Source organism: Vibrio sp. MACH09 (assembly GCF_033238805.1).
In the GTDB taxonomy this organism is placed as follows: Bacteria; Pseudomonadota; Gammaproteobacteria; order Enterobacterales; family Vibrionaceae; genus Vibrio.
This window is the reverse complement of record NZ_BSFZ01000001.1, coordinates 1,813,845-1,833,790: the sequence shown is the minus strand read 5'-3', so window position 1 is coordinate 1,833,790 and position 19,946 is coordinate 1,813,845. Positions and strand designations below refer to the sequence as shown.

Here is a 19,946-nt window from a genome sequence, read left to right as displayed (position 1 = left end):
TTGAGCTTATTTTATCTGTTTAAGTCACTAAGTCACTCCAGAGAAGGTGAGACAGAAAATGAAAAGACTATTTGCCTCGATAATTGTTATCACATTATTTTATAGCTCGTGGTTATCTGCTTCTAGCGCAGAGAGTACACCAGTATCAAGTAAACCCATTTCTTCCATAGCCAGTACCGCAGATCACTCTACGTTTGAGGTTCTAGATCAAGAGTTTGATTACGCTCCCGATGTAACCGAAGCTTGTCTGGAGTGTCATACGGAAGCGTCTAAACAGATGCATAAAACTTTTCACTGGAACTGGGCGAAAAAAGTGGATGGCGTGATGGTTGGTAAAGCTGAAAATGGCTTTAACAATTACTGTGTCTCTGCGAAGGGAAACGAAAGTTGTACTCAATGCCATACCGGTTATGGGTGGAGAAATGAAGATTTCGACTTAGAAGCGGAAGAAAATGTTGACTGTTTAGTCTGCCATGACACAACGGGTACTTATAAAAAATCGGCTGCTTCATCGGGTCACCCTTATTACGAAGACACTATGGTTGGCGGTAAGCTGAAGAAAGCAGTGGACCTCGCATATGTCGCTCAACATGTCGGTACGCCAGACAGAGAAAACTGCCTAGCATGTCATGCTGTTGGAGGTGGTGGTAACGGTGTTAAACATGGTGATACGGATCTCTCTCTGATAGAGCCTGAATTTGCTTTAGACGTACATATGAGCCCGGAGAAACTAAACTTCTCTTGTCAGGACTGCCACACCACCAGCGATCACAAAATATCGGGTCGTTATAACGACAGAAAAGCCTTTATTGATCATGATATGAATAAAGGAAGAAGCGAACGGGATGGCAACAATGTCTCTTGTGAATCTTGTCATAGCGCAACGCCCCATAACGATCGTGATATAGATGCTCATACTGCGAAAGTAGCCTGCGCATCTTGCCATATTCCTGAAATGGCACGCGGCCCTTATCTCACTAAGTTGTCCTGGGATTGGTCTACAGCAGGCCAACTTAAAGATGGTAAGCCATATAGTATCGATGAAGAGTTCGATGGAGTGGTGAATCATGCGTACATGAGCAAGAAAGGCACATTTGAATGGGGTAAAAATGTTGTACCAGAATATCGTTGGTACAAAGGCGAACTTAAACAGATGACCTTGCTTGATACGATTGATCCTAGTCAGGCACCGATCGATATCAACCCTCCTAGCGGCGATTACAATGATCCAGATGCCCGCATATGGCCATTTAAAATCCACAAAGGCAAGCAGCCGTTTGATACAGAACTTAATCATATTCTACCTATTAAGCTATATGGTCGAAAAGGCACAGGGGCATTTTGGACCGAATTTGATTGGGACAAAGCATTGGCTGCGGGAGCCAAACTGAATCATGTTGAATTTAGTGGCAACTACGATTTCATAGAAACCAATGGATACTGGCCTATCAAGCATATGGTTGCGCCAAGTGAGCAATCGGTGCCTTGTGTTGAGTGTCACAGTAGAGACAGTCGGTTAAATGGCTTAAATGACTTCTACCTAGTAGGAAGAGACAGCAACAGGTTTGTAGAGTGGTTTGGTGCCATCGCGATATGGGGCGGGCTCTTACTGGTGGTTATTCATGCGATAAGCAGAATAGTGTCCATACGCCGTCGATCAGCAACCATGAAGAAGTAGAGACAAAGGAATTATAAGATGAATAAGACAATGATTATCTTTAAACGTTTTGAACGCTTCTGGCATTGGGCTCAAGCGGTGTTGGTACTGTTACTCATCGCAACTGGGCTTGAACTGCATGGTTTGATTGTACTGTTTGGTTTTGGCAGCAGTGTCGAGCTTCATCAGTGGTCTGGATTTATATGGGCAGCGCTGGTGGTGTTGATTTTTACTTGGGTATTTACTACCGGAGAATGGAAACAGTTTGTGCCTGAAACGAAAGGCATAGACGGAGTGATTCGCTACTACTTATATGGTGTCTTTGTTGGCGATAAACACCCTCATCATATGACACCGCAGAGCAAATTTAATCCGCTACAACGTATTGCCTATTTGGGACTTTTATTTGGCTTGGTTCCGCTGCAGGTGATAACGGGATTACTATTTTTCTTCTTTCCTGAATTACGGGCGGCAGGTGTGATGGAGAGCATTGAAGTGGTGGCCATTATCCATACTTTTTGTGCTTACTGCATCATCGCTTTTTTAATAATACATCTATACCTGATCACTCTGGGTGCCAAGCTATCGAGTCATTTGAAAGCGATGGTAACGGGGAAGGAAACAGTGAATGACGAATAAGTTTTATTATTTTGAATAAGAGGTAACCATAATGAAAAAACTAATTTTAGGCTTGATGATAACGATTTTTTCTTGCGCGTCTTATGCTGATGCAGCAAAAGGTCAACAAGATTACTTGGACTATTTAAGACCTTTGTTTGGCTATAACGGCCAAGACTTTGCTTCGCAGCACTTAAAAGTAGAGTGGAAGCGATACTTTAAAAAAGATGCCAAAAAATTCATTAAAACATACAGCAAAAAACATCCTGACTCAGCTGAATTTCTATCCAGTGAAAAGTTTCAAGAAATTGCCCCTGATGTTAGAGATTTTGCCATGAAATACGCCGCTGATAGCGGTGAATTGGCAGCATGTGATTAAAGGCGAGTTAATTAAATACAACTGTGACGCACATTTATAGCTTTGCCGAAATCAGCAGTAAGGAGCCGGTAAAGTTTTTGGAGGACGATATGTTCAAAGTACCAGCGATTGTGACCTTATTACTTTTTGCTTTACCCCTTTCCGTTTCTGCGGAAGAGGTAACAGGAAAGATCCAGTCAATTATTCATTCATCAAAAGTAATTCAGTACCTTAATCCTAAAACCAAAGCGGTTAAAGTGGTGAAATACACTGATGAAACAGAATTAGTTGCCGCGGAATCATTTAAAGATCTAACCGTAAACACCAAGTTTAAAGCAACCTTAAATAGCGAGGGCGTAGCAACTAAAATAAAACGTATCCTAGTTAAACTTCCTCCTGAGGAAGTGATAGACACAGATACATTAGCCGATATGTTAGATGAAGGTGAGACAGTATTCATTGGTGATGCCCGCCCTAAAGGCAAGTATGATATTGGTCATATTCCAACCTCTAAAGCGACGCCTTCAGATAAATTAGCGAAAAACTTAAATTGGTTACCGACAGACAAAGATACGCTAGTGGTATTTTACTGTGGTGGGGTCACTTGTCCGTTGAGCCCTAATGCTCTGAAAATTGCTAAAGCGAATGGCTACACGAATGTTAAAGCTTATGTTGAAGGTTTCCCTGCTTGGAAAGGGGATGTTTATCCAGCCCATGTAAACAATGGTTGGCTAAAAAACAATCTTGATATCCACCACATTATCTTAGACGTGCGTGAAAACCCATCAACAACGGTTAAAGGAGCGGTACACTATCCTGCATCTAAACTTGCTGCAATGCATGAGAAATGGAATGGAGAAAAACTGGCGACAAACAAACGCACGATTTTTGACTTGAGAGACAAAAAAGCGCCGATTGCGATTATTGCTGATACCGAAAATGCTGACGAAGCGATTGAAGCATTTGAGATTTTAACTTTCTGGAAGTTTAGTAATGTTGCCATTCTAGCGGGTGGGTTTAATGAGTGGCAATCGGCTAAGTTGCCGATAGACTCTAGCAATATTTCAACTGTACTGAATTACGTTAAAAAACCGGTCAAAGGAGCAGTCGAAATCAGTGAGTTTGTCGATGTCGCTAAAAATGGCAAAGGCACCATTATTGATGTCCGAAATCCTGACGAAGTTGCTCATGGTAAATTGAAGAACTCGATTAATATTCCTTTGAATATTTTAGATAAAAACCTAGCTAAAGTGCCAAAAGACCAGCTTGTCGTGCTGCATTGTGCCGCTGGGGCAAGAGCTTCTTTAGCTTATACAATGCTAACAAAAAATGGCTATAGCAACGTTAAGTTTTTAAACGATACGTTTGATGCGGTAGCAAAAGAGAATGGCTTAGAACTGTTTTAATACTAGTGTGTTTTTTCGAGCCTTTGGCCTGCTTACGCAGGCCTTTTTTTGGCTTTACATCATTACGATGTCATTTCTTTATGTTCATTTCGATGCCAGGCAACCTTATTCCAGACGACTTTATTCCGGATAACTTGGCTAAAGAGGACAGTTCCCTCTGTACTCTCCTTGACCTGACAGCGTCGTTACATCATTAAATGGTGCAATAAAGCTCATTACTGCAGTTTAAACTTATCCACGATACCTACCAACTGTGCATTTGTGCCTGTTAGCTGATGAGTACTGTTTGCAGTATCGCTACCATTGGCATTCAAGGTTTGAATCATATCTTGAATGGCGGTCATATTGCGGTTGATCTCTTCCGTTACTGAGCTCTGCTCTTCTGCTGAGGTGGCAATCTGCGCCGCAAGATCATTGATTTCTATAACGGAGTCCGTCATTAAGTCTAGCGAGTTCATAACATGAGACGTTGTCTCTGCTGTCTGCTCACAACTTGTTTTAGTGGACTCCATGCTATTAACCACCGCTTCAGAACCGGTTCTTAATTTAGCTAGCATTTCACCGATTTCTGATGTGCTTTGACGAGTTCGACCTGCAAGTGCTCTTACTTCATCTGCCACGACCGCGAAGCCACGACCTTGTTCACCAGCCCGAGCAGCTTCGATTGCGGCATTCAGTGCGAGCAAGTTTGTCTGCTCAGCGATTTCGCCTATGACGTTGAGTACTTCCGCAATTTGCTCAGTATCTTTGTTCATATTTAAGATGGTTTGGGCAGTATGCTCAACTTCATCAACCAAGGCGGTTACGTTGTTTACCGCTTGCTGAACCACGATCTTAGACTGTTCTGCTTCAGTATTTGTTGCTTGTGTCTGCTTCGCGGCTGTAGCGGCACTTTCTGCTACTGAATCGGCAGTAGAGCTCATTTCATTAATTGAAGTGACCGCCATTTCCATTTCCGAACTATGAGCAGCCAAAAGTTTTTGATTTGAGTCGGCCTGATCTTCCAGCAATGAGATTTCGCTGCTAATGTTTTGGCTGGATGAAGAGACATCAAGCATCATTTTTTGTAAGTTCTCAATAAACTTATTGATGCCATCTGCAATCTTGCCTAAATCATCTTTGGACTCGACTTCGAGCCTGTGCGTAAGATCGCCGCTACCATTAGCTAAATCGGTAATAACCTCACGTAATGAAACAATAGGTTTAAAGGCGATATTAATTAACACGACACTTAAAGGAATAATGATCACTGCAGCAATAAGAAGTGCAATAGTGATAGCGCCATTTAGGCTATCTGTATTATCTTGAATATGTTGCTTATCGATGTAGCCGTTTAAGTTCCACTGTTTGCCACCAACGTCGAAGCTACTCGGAACGGGGATCAAGTCACCGGCTTGTTTATTACTAAACAGTATGTTTCCATTGGCATCGGAGAGCTCTACAAAACTTCCGTCAACAGCCGAATCTTGAAGAGTCTGCTGAACGCTACTGAGATCCACGAAGAAAATATCGCCACCTGCACCGTCTCTTGGAACAACAATGCTGATCATCGGCAACTCATCTTTAAAAAAGATGTCGCTGATTACGATTTTTCCGTTCGCTTGTTTTAACTGTTCAAGGTATTTGCTGCTTAACGCATCATCATCAATGCCACCGTCTTTATTGAATACCAGATCGTATGAAATTTTAACGATATCAGCATAGCCCGCGGCATCTAATGTTTTGCGGATTTCCATAATACTAAAGTTAGAACTTTGAGCCAGTTTTACATTGTGGTCGATATCACTGACCAGTTTGTTTTTGACTAAGTCCAACTGCGAACGAATGTTCTCAGTATCAGTTTGAGAAATATAGCTGCTTATATAGTAGTTAACACTTAAGTAAGAGGTGAGTACAGAAACTGATATTATGGCAACAACGAGTGCTAAAACCTTAGCTTTAAAAGAGATATTTTTCATGGTGCGTCAACATTTGTCCATTTTTGTTGAATAATGAAAAGCGATGATATAGCTTTCCACACTTATTTAATATGAAGCTCATCACTAATCGGCAAGGGATAAGTAAAACTTGAAACTTAAATGACGTTAATAACAGATTGTTTACATGGGAGTTTTATTTCTGTGATGGACAACACGAAATACTGTAAAGCTGAAAGGGACGAGCATAAGAAATTCAGCGGTTAAAGTTGACCGTTTTTGCGCAAAAAGCCCAAATCGGGCTTTTTGGGCTACTGAGAAAGGAGAAATTAGGACAAAATGACACGAGTATCGTTACTTAATGACTCTAGTTCTTTTGTCACATCATCGATACTAACAGGTTCCGGTAAACGGATTGCCATGTTGGCGGTAAATAGACTAGAACTCACACCACCGCCACCGGCGATAAATACCCGTTGGCAATCCATATCAAGAATGTTGATGCCTTGGGTATCTAATACCTGCGTTATCTCATTAACGATACCAGCCCGATCTGTAGCGTCTAATCTGACTTGGTATATTTCGTCCTTGTTATGTTCGATGGAATCACTATCAGTAAACTGAACCAACAGGTTGGAATTTTCTTTAAAGACGGCTTTAACGGTGTCTTCGTTCTTTTCTGGTAGATCTACTTTGATAACAGCCGCTACCTGATCTTCAATAAAATTAACTTTACTGATTAACCATTTTCCTCCATTTTCATGAGTAATTTCGGCCAGTTTTCTAATGGTTGCAGGGGAGGCTTGGCCAACAAAACTTACTATAAATACTTTGTTCATATTAGAACCCTCCATGGGCTAACGTAATGATAACGACACGCTAAGTCTATGAAATCGAGTGTTATTTATTCTTAGTGTAGGCTTAAAAAACAGAATTGCGTGGTATATCTTGTTAATTCCAGTGCAAAAATGGACTCATATCAAACATTTCCGATAATTTTATGTATCAGGTTACGCTTTGCTGGTTGCTAATTAAGACTGGGTCTCAATCTTAAATATGATTACGAATCAGAAAAAGTTGCTTTTAGGGTTCGACAAGGGTGTGGTTTTTAGCGTAGTTTTATCAAGGTGTTTTTCATATAAAAGAGTTGTTATTCAATATGCTTAAAATTGCAATGTTAAGTACTGGGGAAGAGGTATTACATGGTGATATTCTTGACTCAAATGCTGCTTGGTTGTCGCGCCTGTTTTATCAAAACGGCTTGTCTATTTCTAAGCGTTCAACGGTTGGCGATCAACTCTCCGCTCTGACAAATGAACTATTAAACTTGAGTTTTAATCACGATATCGTGATTGTAAATGGTGGGCTAGGGCCAACGTCTGATGACATTACAGCACAAGCCATAGCTGATGCTGCTGGAGAACCATTGGTTCTGTTTGATAGCTGGGTGGCGCAAATGGAATCTATGTTCAAACAAAGTAGCCGCAAGATGCCAGAGAGTAATTTAAAACAAGCCATGCTACCTGAAAGCGCGGAACTAATAGACAACCCAGTTGGCACTGCATGTGGCTTTAGCGTTAAGTTCAACGACACGTGGTTTTTCTTTACTCCAGGTGTTCCGCGTGAATTTAAGATAATGGTAGAACAGCAGATATTGCCGACTTTAGTGGCGAGTTATTCTCAAATTGCGCCTTCTGAAGTCAGCAGAATGTATACCATGGGTTTATCTGAGTCTGGTATTTCTGATTTGCTGGATAATCTTACTTTGCCTGATGGGTTCGAGTTGGGTTACCGATCTTATATTCCGTTTATTGAAGTAAAGCTGTTTGGTCCTCAAAATGAACAGCAAAAACGACTGTCGCTGTTAAAGATTATTTATGCTCACTTGGGTGATAATGTTGTCAGCATAGATGAAGAGATGTTGAGTAACATCGGGGGGCTGATAACAGACAGTGGAAGCAAAGTGTCTATATCTGAGGTTGCTACTGGTGGCCATTTAACGAGTTTGTTTACTGGTAATGAGAAAACCGACAACAATTTGGTTCAAGGTTGGGTGCTCAATAATGCCAATCATATAGATATTGCAGATAATGATCCGCTAGCTTCTGCATTAGCACTCGCAGCCGCTATCAAAGAAAAAACCGATGCGGATATTGGTTTGTCCGTCGGTAAATTGATCGAAAATCAAGTCGCTGTGGCGCTTTCTTCCGATGCAGGAGAGTGGGGACAAGTGATCTCTTTGAAGCGAAAATATGATCGGCAAGATCAAAGAGAGCTTATTGCTTATTTGACTCTGGATATGCTCAGAAGAATGCAAGAAAATAAGCCGATTTTTGGTCAATATAGTTCGATTATTCGTGAAAAAGAGTTGTTTATTCCGGGCGCAATTTTAAGTGATTAATTCTCGCTTGTAACTCCTTAAACTTACTGAATATAACAAATAAATGAGATTAATCCGCTTAGCTTATAACGGATTAATCTAAAGCTTATGTTGTTGTTAAATAACAGGTTAATGATATTGTAACAATTTGGATTGAACTTTCTCCTAGCTATTACTGCAAAAACTTTTAAACTGAATATTGTTCGTTTAGTAAACACGAACTCACCCAAGGAAGGCAGGAGGTTTGAGTATGCTTTGTCAATCTAAAATTGAAGTGTGGTATGAGGTTTCCGGAGAGCGAATTCTTCTCGGTGAAACGAATAAATCTACGTCAATGGATGTTATTTCTTTATGGGTTGATCTTCCATTTGATCTTGGATCATCGTCTACTCAAGGGTATCGAGTATCTCTATTTGATGATGGTGGCCGCTGTATAGGTGATAAATCTATTTCACAAACCAATGCGGAGAAAGTGCTGAAAAATGGAGTGGCGATTGAAATGTGTCAAGGGATTAACCAGTTCTGCTTCAGTGATCGTTCATCCAATCAAGCTGATTTTGCTTTAATTTGATAATTTACCTTTTCTAACAATAGATCAGTTTTTGCCCTGCTTATGCAGGGTAATATTTCTCCCTCAGAGGTATAGGCCATTTTAAAGCCAATCTCTTCAATTTCCCCCGACACCAAAGTGCATTTACACGCACCACAATGACCATCTCGGCAGTGGTATTCTGGTTGTAAATTTGCTGACTCCATATTCTCCAATAGTGTTTTATTTGAAGACGCTAGAATCGGGGACAAACCTGTAATGTTTATTTTATACATAGGGACACGTGTTTGAGTGAATAACACGCTAGCCATAAAAAATAGAGGGCTAGCGCTAAATCAAGTTGTGTAATTGAAGGGGCTTCTATAGTTCGAAGTCTTCAAAATCATCAGCGTCAACTTCATTGTCTATCTGACCGACCAGATAGGAGCTGATTTCTGCTTCTTGAGGGGCTACCTGAACATTATCAGAGGATAACCAAGCGTTAATCCATGGTATTGGGTTAGATGTGGCGTCTGGGTAAGCAGGAGCGAGACCAACAGCTTGCATTCGAGTATTGGTAATATACTCAACATATTGCGAAAGAATGTCTTTATTCAGACCTATCATAGAACCGTCTTTAAATAGGTATTCTGCCCACTCTTTCTCTTGCTCTGCCGCTTCTTTAAATAGGTCAAAACAGTCCTGTTTACACTCTTCGGCGATTTGCATAAAGCTAAAGTCGTCTTGGCCATTGCGTAGTAAGTTAAGCATGTATTGAGTGCCAGTAAGATGCAGCGCTTCATCACGAGCAATTAGCTTGATTATTTTCGCGTTTCCTTCCATCAGCTCACGCTCGGCAAAGGCGAAAGAACAAGCAAAACTTACATAGAAGCGGATGGCTTCAAGTGCATTAACCGACATTAAGCAGAGGTATAGTTTCTTCTTAAGAACATTGAGATCAACGGTTACGGTTTCTCCGTTGATTTGATGCTGACCGACACCGTAGCGGTGATAATCGGCGGTTAAAGCGATTAGCTCATCGTAATAGTGAGCAATATCTTTAGCTCGTTTTAGAATCTGTTCGTTTTCGACAATATCATCAAAAATGACACTTGGCTCATTGACGATATTACGAATGATATGAGTATATGAACGTGAGTGAATTGTTTCAGAGAATGACCAAGTTTCTATCCATGTTTCTACTTCTGGCAGTGAAACTAAGGGTAGCAATGCCACATTCGGACTACGACCTTGAATGGAGTCCAGCAAAGTTTGATACTTTAAGTTGCTGATAAAAATGTGCTTTTCATGCTCAGGAAGATTGTTGTAGTCGATTCTGTCACTAGATACGTCAACTTCTTCTGGACGCCAAAAGAAGCTTAGCTGTTTCTCGATGAGTTTTTCGAAAATTTCAAATTTCTGCTGGTCATAACGAGCGACATTAACCGGCTGGCCAAAGAACATGGGTTCTTTAAGTTGATCATTTTTAGTTTGTGTAAACGTACTGTAAGCCATTTGATACGAATTCCTTTTGAGATTTCCCTTGATTGCTCAAGGGAAAATTATACTTTTTTATTATCCGGTTTAAGCCAGATATGTTATCAATTTTATCGGTTAAATCTTGCAACCACCACCGGCACAATCATCATCTTGCGCCTGAGCAACATCGCCATTTTGGCCGTCACTCGCACCATCACGGGTGTTGTGATAATAGAGAGTTTTAACGCCAAATTTATAGGCAGTAAGCAGGTCTTTTAGTAACTGCTTCATTGGCACTTTGCCGCTCTCATAATCAGTTGGATCGTAATTGGTGTTAGATGAGATTGCTTGGTCTACAAACTTTTGCATGATTCCAACCAAATGAAGATAGCCATCATTTGAAGGGATATCCCATAACAACTCGTATTGATCTTTCAGCGATAAGTACTCAGGAACGACCTGCTTTAGGATTCCATCTTTGGACGCCTTAACGGAAACAAAGCCACGCGGTGGTTCAATACCATTCGTTGCATTAGAAATTTGAGACGAGGTTTCTGAAGGCATTAATGCGGTTAGGGTTGAGTTTCTTAACCCGTGCGTTTTAATCTCTTCTCTTAATGTTTCCCAATCGTAGTGCAGGGGTTCGTCGCAAATTAAATCCACATCTTTCTTGTAAGTATCAATTGGCAGTTCGCCTTGCGCGTATCTGGTCTCATTAAAGAGAGGACAGGCACCTTGCTCTTTCGCTAACGCAACTGATGCTTTCAGCAGGTAGTATTGAATAGCTTCAAATGTTTTGTGTGTTAGGCCATTAGCGCTGCCATCAGAATATTTCACACCATTTTTGGCTAAGTAATAAGCGTAGTTAATCACGCCCACACCTAAGGTCCGGCGGTTCATTGTTGACTTATACGCAGCTGGAAGAGGGTAGTCTTGATAATCGAGCAATGCGTCTAAAGCGCGAACAACAAGCTCAGAAAGCTCTTCAAAATCATCCAGTGAATCAATGGCGCCAAGGTTGAAGGCTGAAAGCGTACATAAAGCGATTTCACCTTCATCATCTTCTACATTGTTTAATGGCTTAGTCGGTAAGGCAATCTCAAGACAAAGATTCGATTGACGAATAGGCGCGACAGCCGGATCAAACGGGCTATGAGTGTTGCAATGATCGACGTTTTGAATGTAAATACGACCAGTAGATGCGCGCTCTTGCATGAGAAGAGAGAACAGGTCAACAGCCTTAACGGTTTCACGCTTGATGGATGAGTCTGCTTCGTACTGAGTATAAAGGCGCTCAAACTCTTGCTGATCTTGGAAAAATGCATCGTACAAACCGGGAACATCTGATGGAGAGAATAAACTGATGTCTCCACCCTTAATTAGACGAGAGTACATCGTCTTATTCAGCTGTACACCGTAATCCATATGACGAACACGGTTTTCTTCAACACCACGATTATTTTTTAGCACCATTAGCGATTGAACTTCACCATGCCACATTGGGTAGAACACAGTGGCTGCGCCACCGCGTACTCCACCTTGTGAACAACATTTCACTGCCGTTTGGAAGTATTTGTAAAATGGGATACATCCAGTATGAAATGCTTCTCCACCGCGAATCTCAGATCCTAATGCACGAATACGACCGGCATTAATACCAATACCTGCGCGCTGAGAAACATAACGTACAATTGAGCTTGCCGTTGCATTGATAGAGTTCAAGCTGTCATCACACTCAATAAGCACACATGAGCTAAACTGGCGAGTTGGCGTACGAACACCAGACATAATTGGTGTAGGAAGCGAGATCTTGAAAGTAGAAACCGCGTCATAGAAGCGTTTTATGTAATCTAAACGGTTCTTCTTCGGATATTTTGCAAACAGACAAGCGGCAACCAAGATATATAAGAACTGAGCACTCTCGTAAATCTCTTTGGTGACACGGTTTTGAACAAAATACTTACCTTCAAGCTGCTTAACCGCTGCGTAAGAAAAATCCAAATCTCGCTTGTGGTCTATGATGTCATTCAATTTTACAAATTCATCATAGCTATAATCTTCTAGTAAATGCTTATCGTATTTTCCGGACTCTACAAGTTTAGAAACGTGATCATAAAGAGTAGGTGGCTCGTATTGTCCGTAAGCTTTCTTACGCAGATGGAAAACGGCTAATCTAGCGGCGAGATATTGATAATCTGGCGTCTCTTCTGAGATAAGGTCAGCCGCTGATTTGATAATAGTTTCGTGAATGTCTGAGGTGGTAATACCGTCATAAAATTGGATATGCGACTTAATTTCTACTTGAGATACTGAGACGTTTTCTAGCCCTTCAGCTGCCCAGGTAATAACGCGATGGATCTTTTCTAAATCTATATTTTCTTTACGTCCATTACGCTTAGAAACGGTGAGTTGTTGATTCATTATGGTTTAATTTCCTAAAAATACTGACTAACGTCCATTTTTTGTAGTTATTGTCAAAAATCAATAAGGACTCATGTGATCTGCTCCCCAACAGTGAAATCACTAAAACACTATATATAGGGATTATTTGTTTGAGCGAGTACAAGATAGTCTTACTCTGATCATTTTTCAATACACTAACATTAAGGAGATTAGCTAAGGATATGGACAAATTGAAAAACAGTTAGTAGCTGCTAACTGATGGAAATAGGCGAGAATTAGCGAGGAAAAATGTCAATTCGATCAAAACAAAAATAAAAATAAAATAAAAAATATTTTTCTTGATTTTAGCCGAAACTTCATCAGTGTGATCTTACTCAAAACCAATAGAAAGATCCGGCTATTAATTACATTATTGTGCGAGCTGTGTGTGCACAATATAGTTCACTTCAACATTGCTACCTAATCGGTAGTTATCAGTGAGCGGGTTGTAGTGAAGTCCAGTGATGCTCTTTTCGAAAAGGGCGGTTTGATCAACCATTTTAAGTAGTTCAGAAGGCTTAATGAACTTATCGTGATGATGAGTACCTTTAGGGACGATTTTGAGTAACTGTTCCGCGCCCACAATAGCAAACAGATAAGACTTAATGTTTCTATTCAAGGTTGAAAAGAAGACATGACCGCCAGGTTTAACCAATTTTTCACACGACTTTATGACAGACAGTGGGTCAGGAACATGCTCTAACATTTCCATACAAGTAACAACGTCGTAACTGGCCGGGTGCTCGTTAGCATGGTCTTCAATGGTACTTTGAATGTATTGTAATGATGTCCCGGTTTCTAATGCATGCAGCCTAGCGACTTCTAACGGCTCTTTCCCCATGTCTAACCCTGTTACCTCGGCACCTTCTTTTGCCATACTCTCTGCGAGAATGCCGCCACCGCAACCTACATCGAGAACCTTTTTGCCAAAGAGTCCGTTACAGCCGGTTAAAACATAGTTAAGTCGGAGTGGGTTGATTTGATGTAAAGGTTTAAATTCACCTTCCAAATCCCACCAACGAGATGCCATATCTTCAAATTTCTTTATTTCATCGGGATCTACATTTATTGATTGTTGCATATTATCTAACTAGCTGACTGCGAATCGTCGGATTATAACCATATTGTTGTGTGAGCTCAAAATTGTCATTAGGACTCGCTCAAATAGCAGGATGGCAAAATGGAGCGCGTTTTGTGTCAATGACGACACGGCACAGACGCGGCCTTGTATAAAACACCGGCATAAAGCCGCAAAAACATACGGGAAAGGTCAAAAGACCCTAGTTAGAGTTGAAAAGAGCAATTAGAGGCTGTTGACGACAAATTTAAATTGCGCTTATTCGGTGTATTGTTGGAGATAACCGTGTTGGAATGGTTAAAAACTAGCCTCTAATCAAATGTATAACTCCAAGTTGATGCTTTTTTGTACATCAGATTCTAAACCAATGTCACAACATTATAAAAGGTGAATGAAAGGGATGCCGTACCACAACAAACTGTGTTATATTTTCCCTCCTTGTACGTATCGAATATACGATCAAACTATAGAGGAATAATGGCTCTATGAGCGATCTAGCTAAAGAGATCACACCCGTCAATATTGAGGATGAGCTGAGAGGTTCATATTTAGACTACGCGATGTCAGTTATCGTAGGTCGTGCTCTTCCTGATGTGCGTGATGGCCTTAAACCAGTACACCGTCGTGTTTTATTTGCGATGAATGTTCTTGGTAATGATTGGAACAAATCATATAAAAAGTCTGCCCGTGTTGTCGGGGACGTAATTGGTAAGTATCACCCACATGGTGATAGTGCCGTATACGACACAATAGTACGTATGGCTCAGCCATTCTCACTGCGTTACATGTTAGTAGATGGCCAAGGTAACTTTGGTTCTATTGACGGTGACTCTGCTGCGGCAATGCGTTATACCGAAGTTCGTATGTCGAAGATTGCCCACGAACTGTTGGCAGATCTTGATAAAGAAACGGTGGACTATGTACCAAACTATGATGGTACAGAACAAATTCCAGCTGTTTTACCAACTAAAGTACCGAACTTATTGGTAAATGGCTCGTCTGGTATCGCGGTAGGTATGGCAACAAACATACCACCACATAACCTGACAGAAGTTATTGATGGCTGTCTTGCATTTATCGACAATGAAGACATTACTATTGATGAAATCATGGAACATATTCCTGGTCCTGATTTTCCTACTGCCGCAATGATCAGTGGTCGTAAAGGGATAGTAGACGCCTATAAAACAGGACGCGGAAAAGTTTACATGCGTTCTAAAGCGGATATTGAAACCGCTGCAAATGGTCGTGAAACCATTATTGTTACTGAGATTCCTTATCAAGTTAACAAAGCTCGCTTAATTGAGAAAATTGCTGAGCTGGTAAAAGATAAGAAAGTGGAAGGCATTAGTGCTCTTCGTGATGAATCTGATAAAGATGGTATGCGTATTGTTATCGAGTGTAAGCGTGACGCAGTAGGAGAGGTTGTTCTTAATAACCTTTACTCACTAACTCAGCTTCAAACGACATTCGGCATCAATATGGTTGCTCTAGATAATGGTCAACCTAAACTATTCAACATCAAAGAGATGCTGAAGTGTTTTGTTGATCACCGTCGTGAAGTGGTTACTCGTCGTACTATCTATGAGCTACGTAAAGCTCGAGATCGCGCACACATTCTTGAAGGCTTAGCTCTGGCTCTAGCGAATATTGACGAAATCATTGAAATGATTCGTCGTGCTCCAACACCAGCAGAGGCGAAAGCTGGCTTAGTTTCGCGTGGTTGGGACCTTGGCAATGTTGCAGCAATGCTTGAGAGAGCAGGTACAGATGCCGCTCGTCCAGATTGGTTAGCAGAAGAGTTTGGTATTCGTGATGGTCAGTATTTCTTAACTGAGCAACAAGCCCAAGCTATTTTAGACTTGCGTCTACAAAAACTGACGGGTCTTGAGCACGAGAAAATTCTTGATGAATACAAAGAGCTTCTCGATGTTATTGCTGAATTAATGCATATTCTTGCTAGCACAGAACGTTTGATGGAAGTTATTTGTGAAGAGCTTGTCGCAGTACGTGATGGCTTTGGTGACGAACGTCGCACAGAAATAACGGCCGCTGTCCATGATATGGATATGGAAGAGCTTATCGCGCAAGAAGATGTTGTGGTTACGCTGTCACATGAAGGTTATGTGAAGTACCAACTTCTTAATGACTATGAAGCACAACGTCGTGGTGGTAAAGGTAAGAGCGCCACTAAGATGAAAGATGAAGATTATATTGAGCGTCTGCTTGTCGCAAATACTCATGATAATATTCTCTGCTTCTCAACTCGTGGTAAGACATATAGCTTGAAGGTGTTCCAGTTACCTCAAGCAACACGTACTGCTCGTGGTAAGCCAATTGTAAATATTCTTCCATTGGAAGAAGGTGAACGTATTACGGCGATTCTCCCTGTCTCTGAGTACTCTAAAGATAAGTATATCTTTATGGCGACAGGTGATGGAACGGTTAAGAAGACCTCTCTTGACCAGTTTGCTAAAGTTCGTTCAAACGGTCTTATTGCCGTTAATCTACGCGATGACGATTCGCTTATTGGTGTTGATATCACTGATGGTGAAAGTGACATTATGCTGTTCTCTAAAACCGGTAAAGTTGTTCGCTTTAAAGAAGAACTAGTACGTGCAATGGGACGTACAGCATCTGGTGTTAGAGGTATGAAACTTGCTGATGGCGATCAGGTTGTTTCTCTAATCGTTCCTTCAAACGAAGGTGATGTACTGACTGTGACTGAAAATGGTTATGGTAAACGTACGGTATTAGAAGAATATCCAACCAAAGGTCGTGCAACTCAAGGTGTTGTTTCTATTAAAGTTTCAGAGAGAAACGGCCCAGTAGTTGGCGCAGTTCAAGTTGAAGACGGCGATGAGTTCATGATGATCACAGACGCAGGAACATTAGTACGTACTCGTGTTGCTGAAGTAAGTCAGGTAGGTCGTAATACTCAAGGCGTTACATTAATTCGAACGTCAGAAGATGAGAACGTGGTTGCTCTACAGCGCATTGATGAAATTGATGAAGCTGAAATAGAAGAAGGTGAACTACTTGAAACTGAAGAGGCTTCTAACTTAGAAGAAAATTCAGTAGAACAAGATAATGGTTCAGATGATTCTAGTGATACTGAAGCGTAACTTTAGTTAATATCTTGATGTAAGCCGGGCAATTAGCCCGGTTTTTTTTTGCTTTAAATGTTAAAATTAGACATCTCGAATTGGCAAGTTTGATATGACAAAATGTATCCTATTATTCTCTCTGCACTAGCAGTAATTGTTATTTGCTCTCTTTATTTTTATAAGCATAATTTTAGTCAATATTCTGCGGCCGTTTTTAAGGTTCCGCTGCTGGTGTCACTATGCCTATCATTAACGGCATTCTCTATTTGGTATCTTGTTATTGAACCAAGTAAGCCAGAGGTTGTTCTTTCTGCATCTAAAAAAGCGCAAGGAAAAACCATTGATGCAATATTGCTAGAGATTGAAGAGAAGTTAAAACAAGATAGAAACAATGCCGATCTCTGGTTTCAGTTAGGACAAGGCTATTTTGCGGATGGGAGATTTGAATCGGCTTCTACCTGCTTCAGTTATGTGCTGCGCCTTACTGATGAGCCATCATCTACCGTTTTTGCTGCCAAAGCCACGGCAGACTATTACATTAATTCGCAAAGGATTACTGATGGGGTACAGCGCCTAATTGATGAGGCGTTATCGAGAGACCCGCTTAATGACACCGCTTTGATGTTAATAGCTAATGATTATTTCTTAAGTTTTGAATATCAAAAAGCGATTGATATCTGGCAGCAAGTGCTTGATTCCGATCGTCCTAATATAGACAGAGTTACTTTGATAAACTCGATCAATAAAACTCGTGAAATGATGAACTAACGTTAAAGTCATATTTGTACACTGTGCTTTTCTAACAATACTTATCCCATATCTTATTACTCATCGCTTATGATGGCGGTGAGTAAAGCACCTCGCTAATCTTCTATTGGTTCTCGCCGCAAACTAACAGCTGTTGTAAAACACGGTAGTGATATCTATCGACTTCTAATAAGTAACGACTTTCAATGCGGCACTATCTTATCCGTTGTTAATCAAGTACCAATAAAGAGTGTCCTTTGGTCTGGCATCAATAGTTCTACTTTGGCGTTGGATAAGGTTGAGAGTGGGCGTTACTGGGGTAGTTAACTCTTTTGTAGTGAATGATGATGTTACTGGTGCGCACGGAGCGACTCTCAATAGAGGTTGATTTGCATAAGACAGCAATAAGCGCAGATATGATTTATGGTTTGGCCTTATGTCTGTTAGCTGAGATAAATAATAGACAATAAAAAAGCCAGCAATATGCTAGCTTTTTAAAATAGAGGTAACGGGGTAGGCCCGTTACCTTATCTACTTAGTTTAGTACTTGTATTGAGCTTCGCGAGCGTCAGCTTTCTTATCCCACTCAGGAGCAAGAGTTTTAAGGAACTCTTGTTTCTCAGCGTTCATCTTATCCATATCCATACCAATCGCTTTTTGAGCGGCTGCTTTAGTTGAGATATCAGGGATTTGAATTGGATCAGTAATGCCTTTCTTCGCTAGAAGACGAACAAGCTTAGTACGAGCGTCAGCTGCTTTGTCTACTGCAGTACCTAGAATTTCTAGAGCAACTTCTGGAGCATGCATATGTACACCGTGAGATGCGATAGCATAGTCCCAGCGCCATTGTGCGTGACGAATATCCATTAGGATAGGTTTCATCTCTTCTTCAGTTGCACCAGCTTTCCAAGCTGCACCAGCTTCGAAGTGAGCGGCTACGATTTGTTTTTCAGCCGTTAGCTTCATGTTAGTAACTTGAGCTTTACGAGTTGAAACAACATCTTCGAAGTACTCTTTCTCTTGTGTATGACATTGCGCACAAGTGTTGTCGAAGCTATCTAGTGGGTTACCTACTTTGTGGTCTGTGTATACAGTGCCGTCGTCTTTTTCAACTTTAGGCATGTGACAGTCAGCACAAACTACGCCGTTCTTACCATGGATACCAAGTTTCCATGTTTCGAAGCCTGGGTGCTGTGCTTTAAGCATAGGCGCTTTAGACACTTTGTGAGTCCAGTCTTTGAAGTTTAGAGCATCATAATATGCTTCCATGTCACCTACGTTAGTACCTTGATCCCAAGGGAACTTAACGCTCTTGTTAGGACCTGTGAAGTAGTACTCAACGTGGCACTGAGCACAAACAGTGGCTTGTTTTTCAGTATCATCTTGCTCAGCAAAAGGCATACCGATAGCTTCAAATGCACGTTCCACGTATGGACGAGTGATCATTAGCTCAGGCTCACCGTTTTTAAACGCTTCGCTTTTTGTGTTGTGACAGTCTGAACAGCCAATAGAGTTAACGACTTCATGACCTAGACGAGCCCATTTACCCGCGAAATAACCGTCTTCACCTTCGTTTTCAATTAAACGCGCAACGTCAGGGCTTTTACAGCTCCAACATGCCATTGGCATAGGACCTGTTTTTTCGTCTTTAGGTGCGCCTGTTCTTAGTGTATTGCGTAAGTCATCGATCGCATAAAAGTGACCGCGAGCCTTGTTGTAGTCTTTTGCAAAGCCGTATCCAGCCCACATGATGACCATATTAGGATCACCGGCTAGTGCGTCTTCAATTTCACTGCTTTCAGAAGTTGCTTTCCAAGATTGATATTGATCTGCATGTGAAGCTTCGAACTGCTCATTACGTGGATCACCGATCTTGCCTTCAGCAGCACCAACACTAGCTGCACTAAAAATTAAGCTAGCAGCGATGGCTGTTATAGAACTTGTTATCCAGTGCTTACTCATGGTGTTGCCTCCATGTTTGTTGTTTTTTCATTATTTACTCCGTTTACTTTTTTTATACCTAGCGTTGTGGACTGGTATCCAAAATAAGACTTTGGAGATACCGTTATATTCTAGCTGAAAAATAATAAGTTTTATTAAACAAAAAATATAAATTGTTTCAGATCAATTTATCGAGGTGATCCAAAGCACAAATTAATTTATATACCCCTAAAGGGTTAATCGTTAATTATCTAATGCGGATGTGTAGTTAATATATTCATTATTTTC

General features: G+C 41.0%; 15 protein-coding genes. 8 read left to right on the top strand and 7 right to left on the bottom strand.

All coding sequences use genetic code 11. The features are described 5' to 3' along the window. Positions 1-58 precede the first annotated feature (58 nt). The 4 genes from CHJ_RS08130 (at position 59) to CHJ_RS08115 (ending at position 4,039) form a co-directional block, all read left to right on the top strand. Entirely contained in the window at positions 59-1,678 is a 1,620-nt protein-coding gene (locus CHJ_RS08130; protein WP_317917409.1) for a tetrathionate reductase family octaheme c-type cytochrome, read from the top strand. An 18-nt stretch (positions 1,679-1,696) separates the two neighbouring features. After that, positions 1,697-2,296, top strand: coding sequence for a cytochrome b/b6 domain-containing protein (locus CHJ_RS08125; RefSeq protein WP_171754463.1), 600 nt, complete (start codon positions 1,697-1,699; stop codon positions 2,294-2,296). 31 nt (positions 2,297-2,327) lie between these two features. Then, positions 2,328-2,654, top strand: coding sequence for a hypothetical protein (locus CHJ_RS08120; RefSeq protein WP_171754464.1), 327 nt, complete (start codon positions 2,328-2,330; stop codon positions 2,652-2,654). 89 nt (positions 2,655-2,743) lie between these two features. Beyond that, positions 2,744-4,039 (top strand): rhodanese-like domain-containing protein, encoded by a 1,296-nt coding sequence (locus CHJ_RS08115; protein WP_317917408.1) that lies wholly within the window; start codon positions 2,744-2,746, stop codon positions 4,037-4,039. A gap of 215 nt (positions 4,040-4,254) precedes the next feature. Here CHJ_RS08115 and CHJ_RS08110 read toward each other — a convergent pair whose 3' ends face one another. After that, complete coding sequence (locus tag CHJ_RS08110) at positions 4,255-5,997, bottom strand: methyl-accepting chemotaxis protein (RefSeq protein ID WP_317917407.1); 1,743 nt, start codon at positions 5,995-5,997, stop codon at positions 4,255-4,257. A 287-nt stretch (positions 5,998-6,284) separates the two neighbouring features. Further along, positions 6,285-6,794 (bottom strand): glycine cleavage system protein R, encoded by a 510-nt coding sequence (locus tag CHJ_RS08105; protein ID WP_171754467.1) that lies wholly within the window; start codon positions 6,792-6,794, stop codon positions 6,285-6,287. A 320-nt stretch (positions 6,795-7,114) separates the two neighbouring features. Between CHJ_RS08105 and CHJ_RS08100 the strand changes: the two genes are divergently transcribed. Both CHJ_RS08100 and CHJ_RS08095 read left to right on the top strand, forming a co-directional pair. Then, complete coding sequence (locus CHJ_RS08100; RefSeq protein WP_171754468.1) at positions 7,115-8,356, top strand: CinA family nicotinamide mononucleotide deamidase-related protein; 1,242 nt, start codon at positions 7,115-7,117, stop codon at positions 8,354-8,356. A gap of 229 nt (positions 8,357-8,585) precedes the next feature. Beyond that, positions 8,586-8,906, top strand: a complete 321-nt coding sequence (locus CHJ_RS08095) for a hypothetical protein (RefSeq protein WP_253822126.1) — start codon at positions 8,586-8,588, stop codon at positions 8,904-8,906. Here CHJ_RS08095 and CHJ_RS08090 read toward each other — a convergent pair. The 4 genes from CHJ_RS08090 to ubiG form a co-directional block, all read right to left on the bottom strand. Further along, positions 8,882-9,160: a 2Fe-2S iron-sulfur cluster-binding protein gene (locus CHJ_RS08090; protein WP_171754469.1), complete on the bottom strand. Its 279-nt coding sequence runs from the start codon at positions 9,158-9,160 to the stop codon at positions 8,882-8,884. The genes CHJ_RS08095 and CHJ_RS08090 overlap by 25 nt on opposite strands. Positions 9,161-9,245: 85 nt before the next feature. Next, positions 9,246-10,379, bottom strand: coding sequence for a class Ia ribonucleoside-diphosphate reductase subunit beta (gene nrdB, locus CHJ_RS08085; protein ID WP_171754470.1), 1,134 nt, complete (start codon positions 10,377-10,379; stop codon positions 9,246-9,248). A 99-nt stretch (positions 10,380-10,478) separates the two neighbouring features. Then, positions 10,479-12,764, bottom strand: coding sequence for a class 1a ribonucleoside-diphosphate reductase subunit alpha (nrdA, locus tag CHJ_RS08080; protein WP_171754471.1), 2,286 nt, complete (start codon positions 12,762-12,764; stop codon positions 10,479-10,481). A 391-nt stretch (positions 12,765-13,155) separates the two neighbouring features. Next, the gene (gene ubiG / locus CHJ_RS08075) at positions 13,156-13,866 is read right to left on the bottom strand and encodes a bifunctional 2-polyprenyl-6-hydroxyphenol methylase/3-demethylubiquinol 3-O-methyltransferase UbiG (protein WP_171754472.1); all 711 of its coding nucleotides are present in this window, start codon (positions 13,864-13,866) and stop codon (positions 13,156-13,158) included. Positions 13,867-14,348: 482 nt separating this feature from the next. Between ubiG and gyrA the strand changes: the two genes are divergently transcribed. Together gyrA and CHJ_RS08065 are read left to right on the top strand one after the other, a co-directional pair. After that, positions 14,349-16,988 carry a DNA topoisomerase (ATP-hydrolyzing) subunit A gene (gyrA, locus tag CHJ_RS08070; RefSeq protein ID WP_171754473.1) on the top strand — a complete coding sequence of 880 codons (2,640 nt, stop codon included), beginning with the start codon at positions 14,349-14,351 and terminating at the stop codon, positions 16,986-16,988. A 102-nt stretch (positions 16,989-17,090) separates the two neighbouring features. Then, on the top strand, positions 17,091-17,738 hold the full coding sequence (locus CHJ_RS08065; RefSeq protein WP_317917406.1) for a hypothetical protein: 648 nt from the start codon (positions 17,091-17,093) through the stop codon (positions 17,736-17,738). Positions 17,739-18,257: 519 nt separating this feature from the next. On the opposite strand, the gene nrfA is transcribed toward CHJ_RS08065, so the two are convergent. Continuing rightward, positions 18,258-19,679 (bottom strand): ammonia-forming nitrite reductase cytochrome c552 subunit, encoded by a 1,422-nt coding sequence (nrfA, locus tag CHJ_RS08060; protein ID WP_171754474.1) that lies wholly within the window; start codon positions 19,677-19,679, stop codon positions 18,258-18,260. Between the last annotated feature and the right edge of the window lie 267 nt (positions 19,680-19,946).

What these genes read in the sequence shown, in the direction of transcription:
- CHJ_RS08130 (WP_317917409.1), top strand. Translation starts at nt 59, where the DNA reads ATGAAAAGACTATTTGCCTCGATAATTGTTATCACATTATTTTATAGC.
- CHJ_RS08125 (WP_171754463.1), top strand. Translation starts at nt 1,697, where the DNA reads ATGAATAAGACAATGATTATCTTTAAACGTTTTGAACGCTTCTGGCAT.
- CHJ_RS08120 (WP_171754464.1), top strand. Translation starts at nt 2,328, where the DNA reads ATGAAAAAACTAATTTTAGGCTTGATGATAACGATTTTTTCTTGCGCG.
- CHJ_RS08115 (WP_317917408.1), top strand. Translation starts at nt 2,744, where the DNA reads ATGTTCAAAGTACCAGCGATTGTGACCTTATTACTTTTTGCTTTACCC.
- CHJ_RS08110 (WP_317917407.1), bottom strand. Translation starts at nt 5,997, where the DNA reads ATGAAAAATATCTCTTTTAAAGCTAAGGTTTTAGCACTCGTTGTTGCC.
- CHJ_RS08105 (WP_171754467.1), bottom strand. Translation starts at nt 6,794, where the DNA reads ATGAACAAAGTATTTATAGTAAGTTTTGTTGGCCAAGCCTCCCCTGCA.
- CHJ_RS08100 (WP_171754468.1), top strand. Translation starts at nt 7,115, where the DNA reads ATGCTTAAAATTGCAATGTTAAGTACTGGGGAAGAGGTATTACATGGT.
- CHJ_RS08095 (WP_253822126.1), top strand. Translation starts at nt 8,586, where the DNA reads ATGCTTTGTCAATCTAAAATTGAAGTGTGGTATGAGGTTTCCGGAGAG.
- CHJ_RS08090 (WP_171754469.1), bottom strand. Translation starts at nt 9,160, where the DNA reads ATGTATAAAATAAACATTACAGGTTTGTCCCCGATTCTAGCGTCTTCA.
- nrdB (WP_171754470.1), bottom strand. Translation starts at nt 10,379, where the DNA reads ATGGCTTACAGTACGTTTACACAAACTAAAAATGATCAACTTAAAGAA.
- nrdA (WP_171754471.1), bottom strand. Translation starts at nt 12,764, where the DNA reads ATGAATCAACAACTCACCGTTTCTAAGCGTAATGGACGTAAAGAAAAT.
- ubiG (WP_171754472.1), bottom strand. Translation starts at nt 13,866, where the DNA reads ATGCAACAATCAATAAATGTAGATCCCGATGAAATAAAGAAATTTGAA.
- gyrA (WP_171754473.1), top strand. Translation starts at nt 14,349, where the DNA reads ATGAGCGATCTAGCTAAAGAGATCACACCCGTCAATATTGAGGATGAG.
- CHJ_RS08065 (WP_317917406.1), top strand. Translation starts at nt 17,091, where the DNA reads ATGTATCCTATTATTCTCTCTGCACTAGCAGTAATTGTTATTTGCTCT.
- nrfA (WP_171754474.1), bottom strand. Translation starts at nt 19,679, where the DNA reads ATGAGTAAGCACTGGATAACAAGTTCTATAACAGCCATCGCTGCTAGC.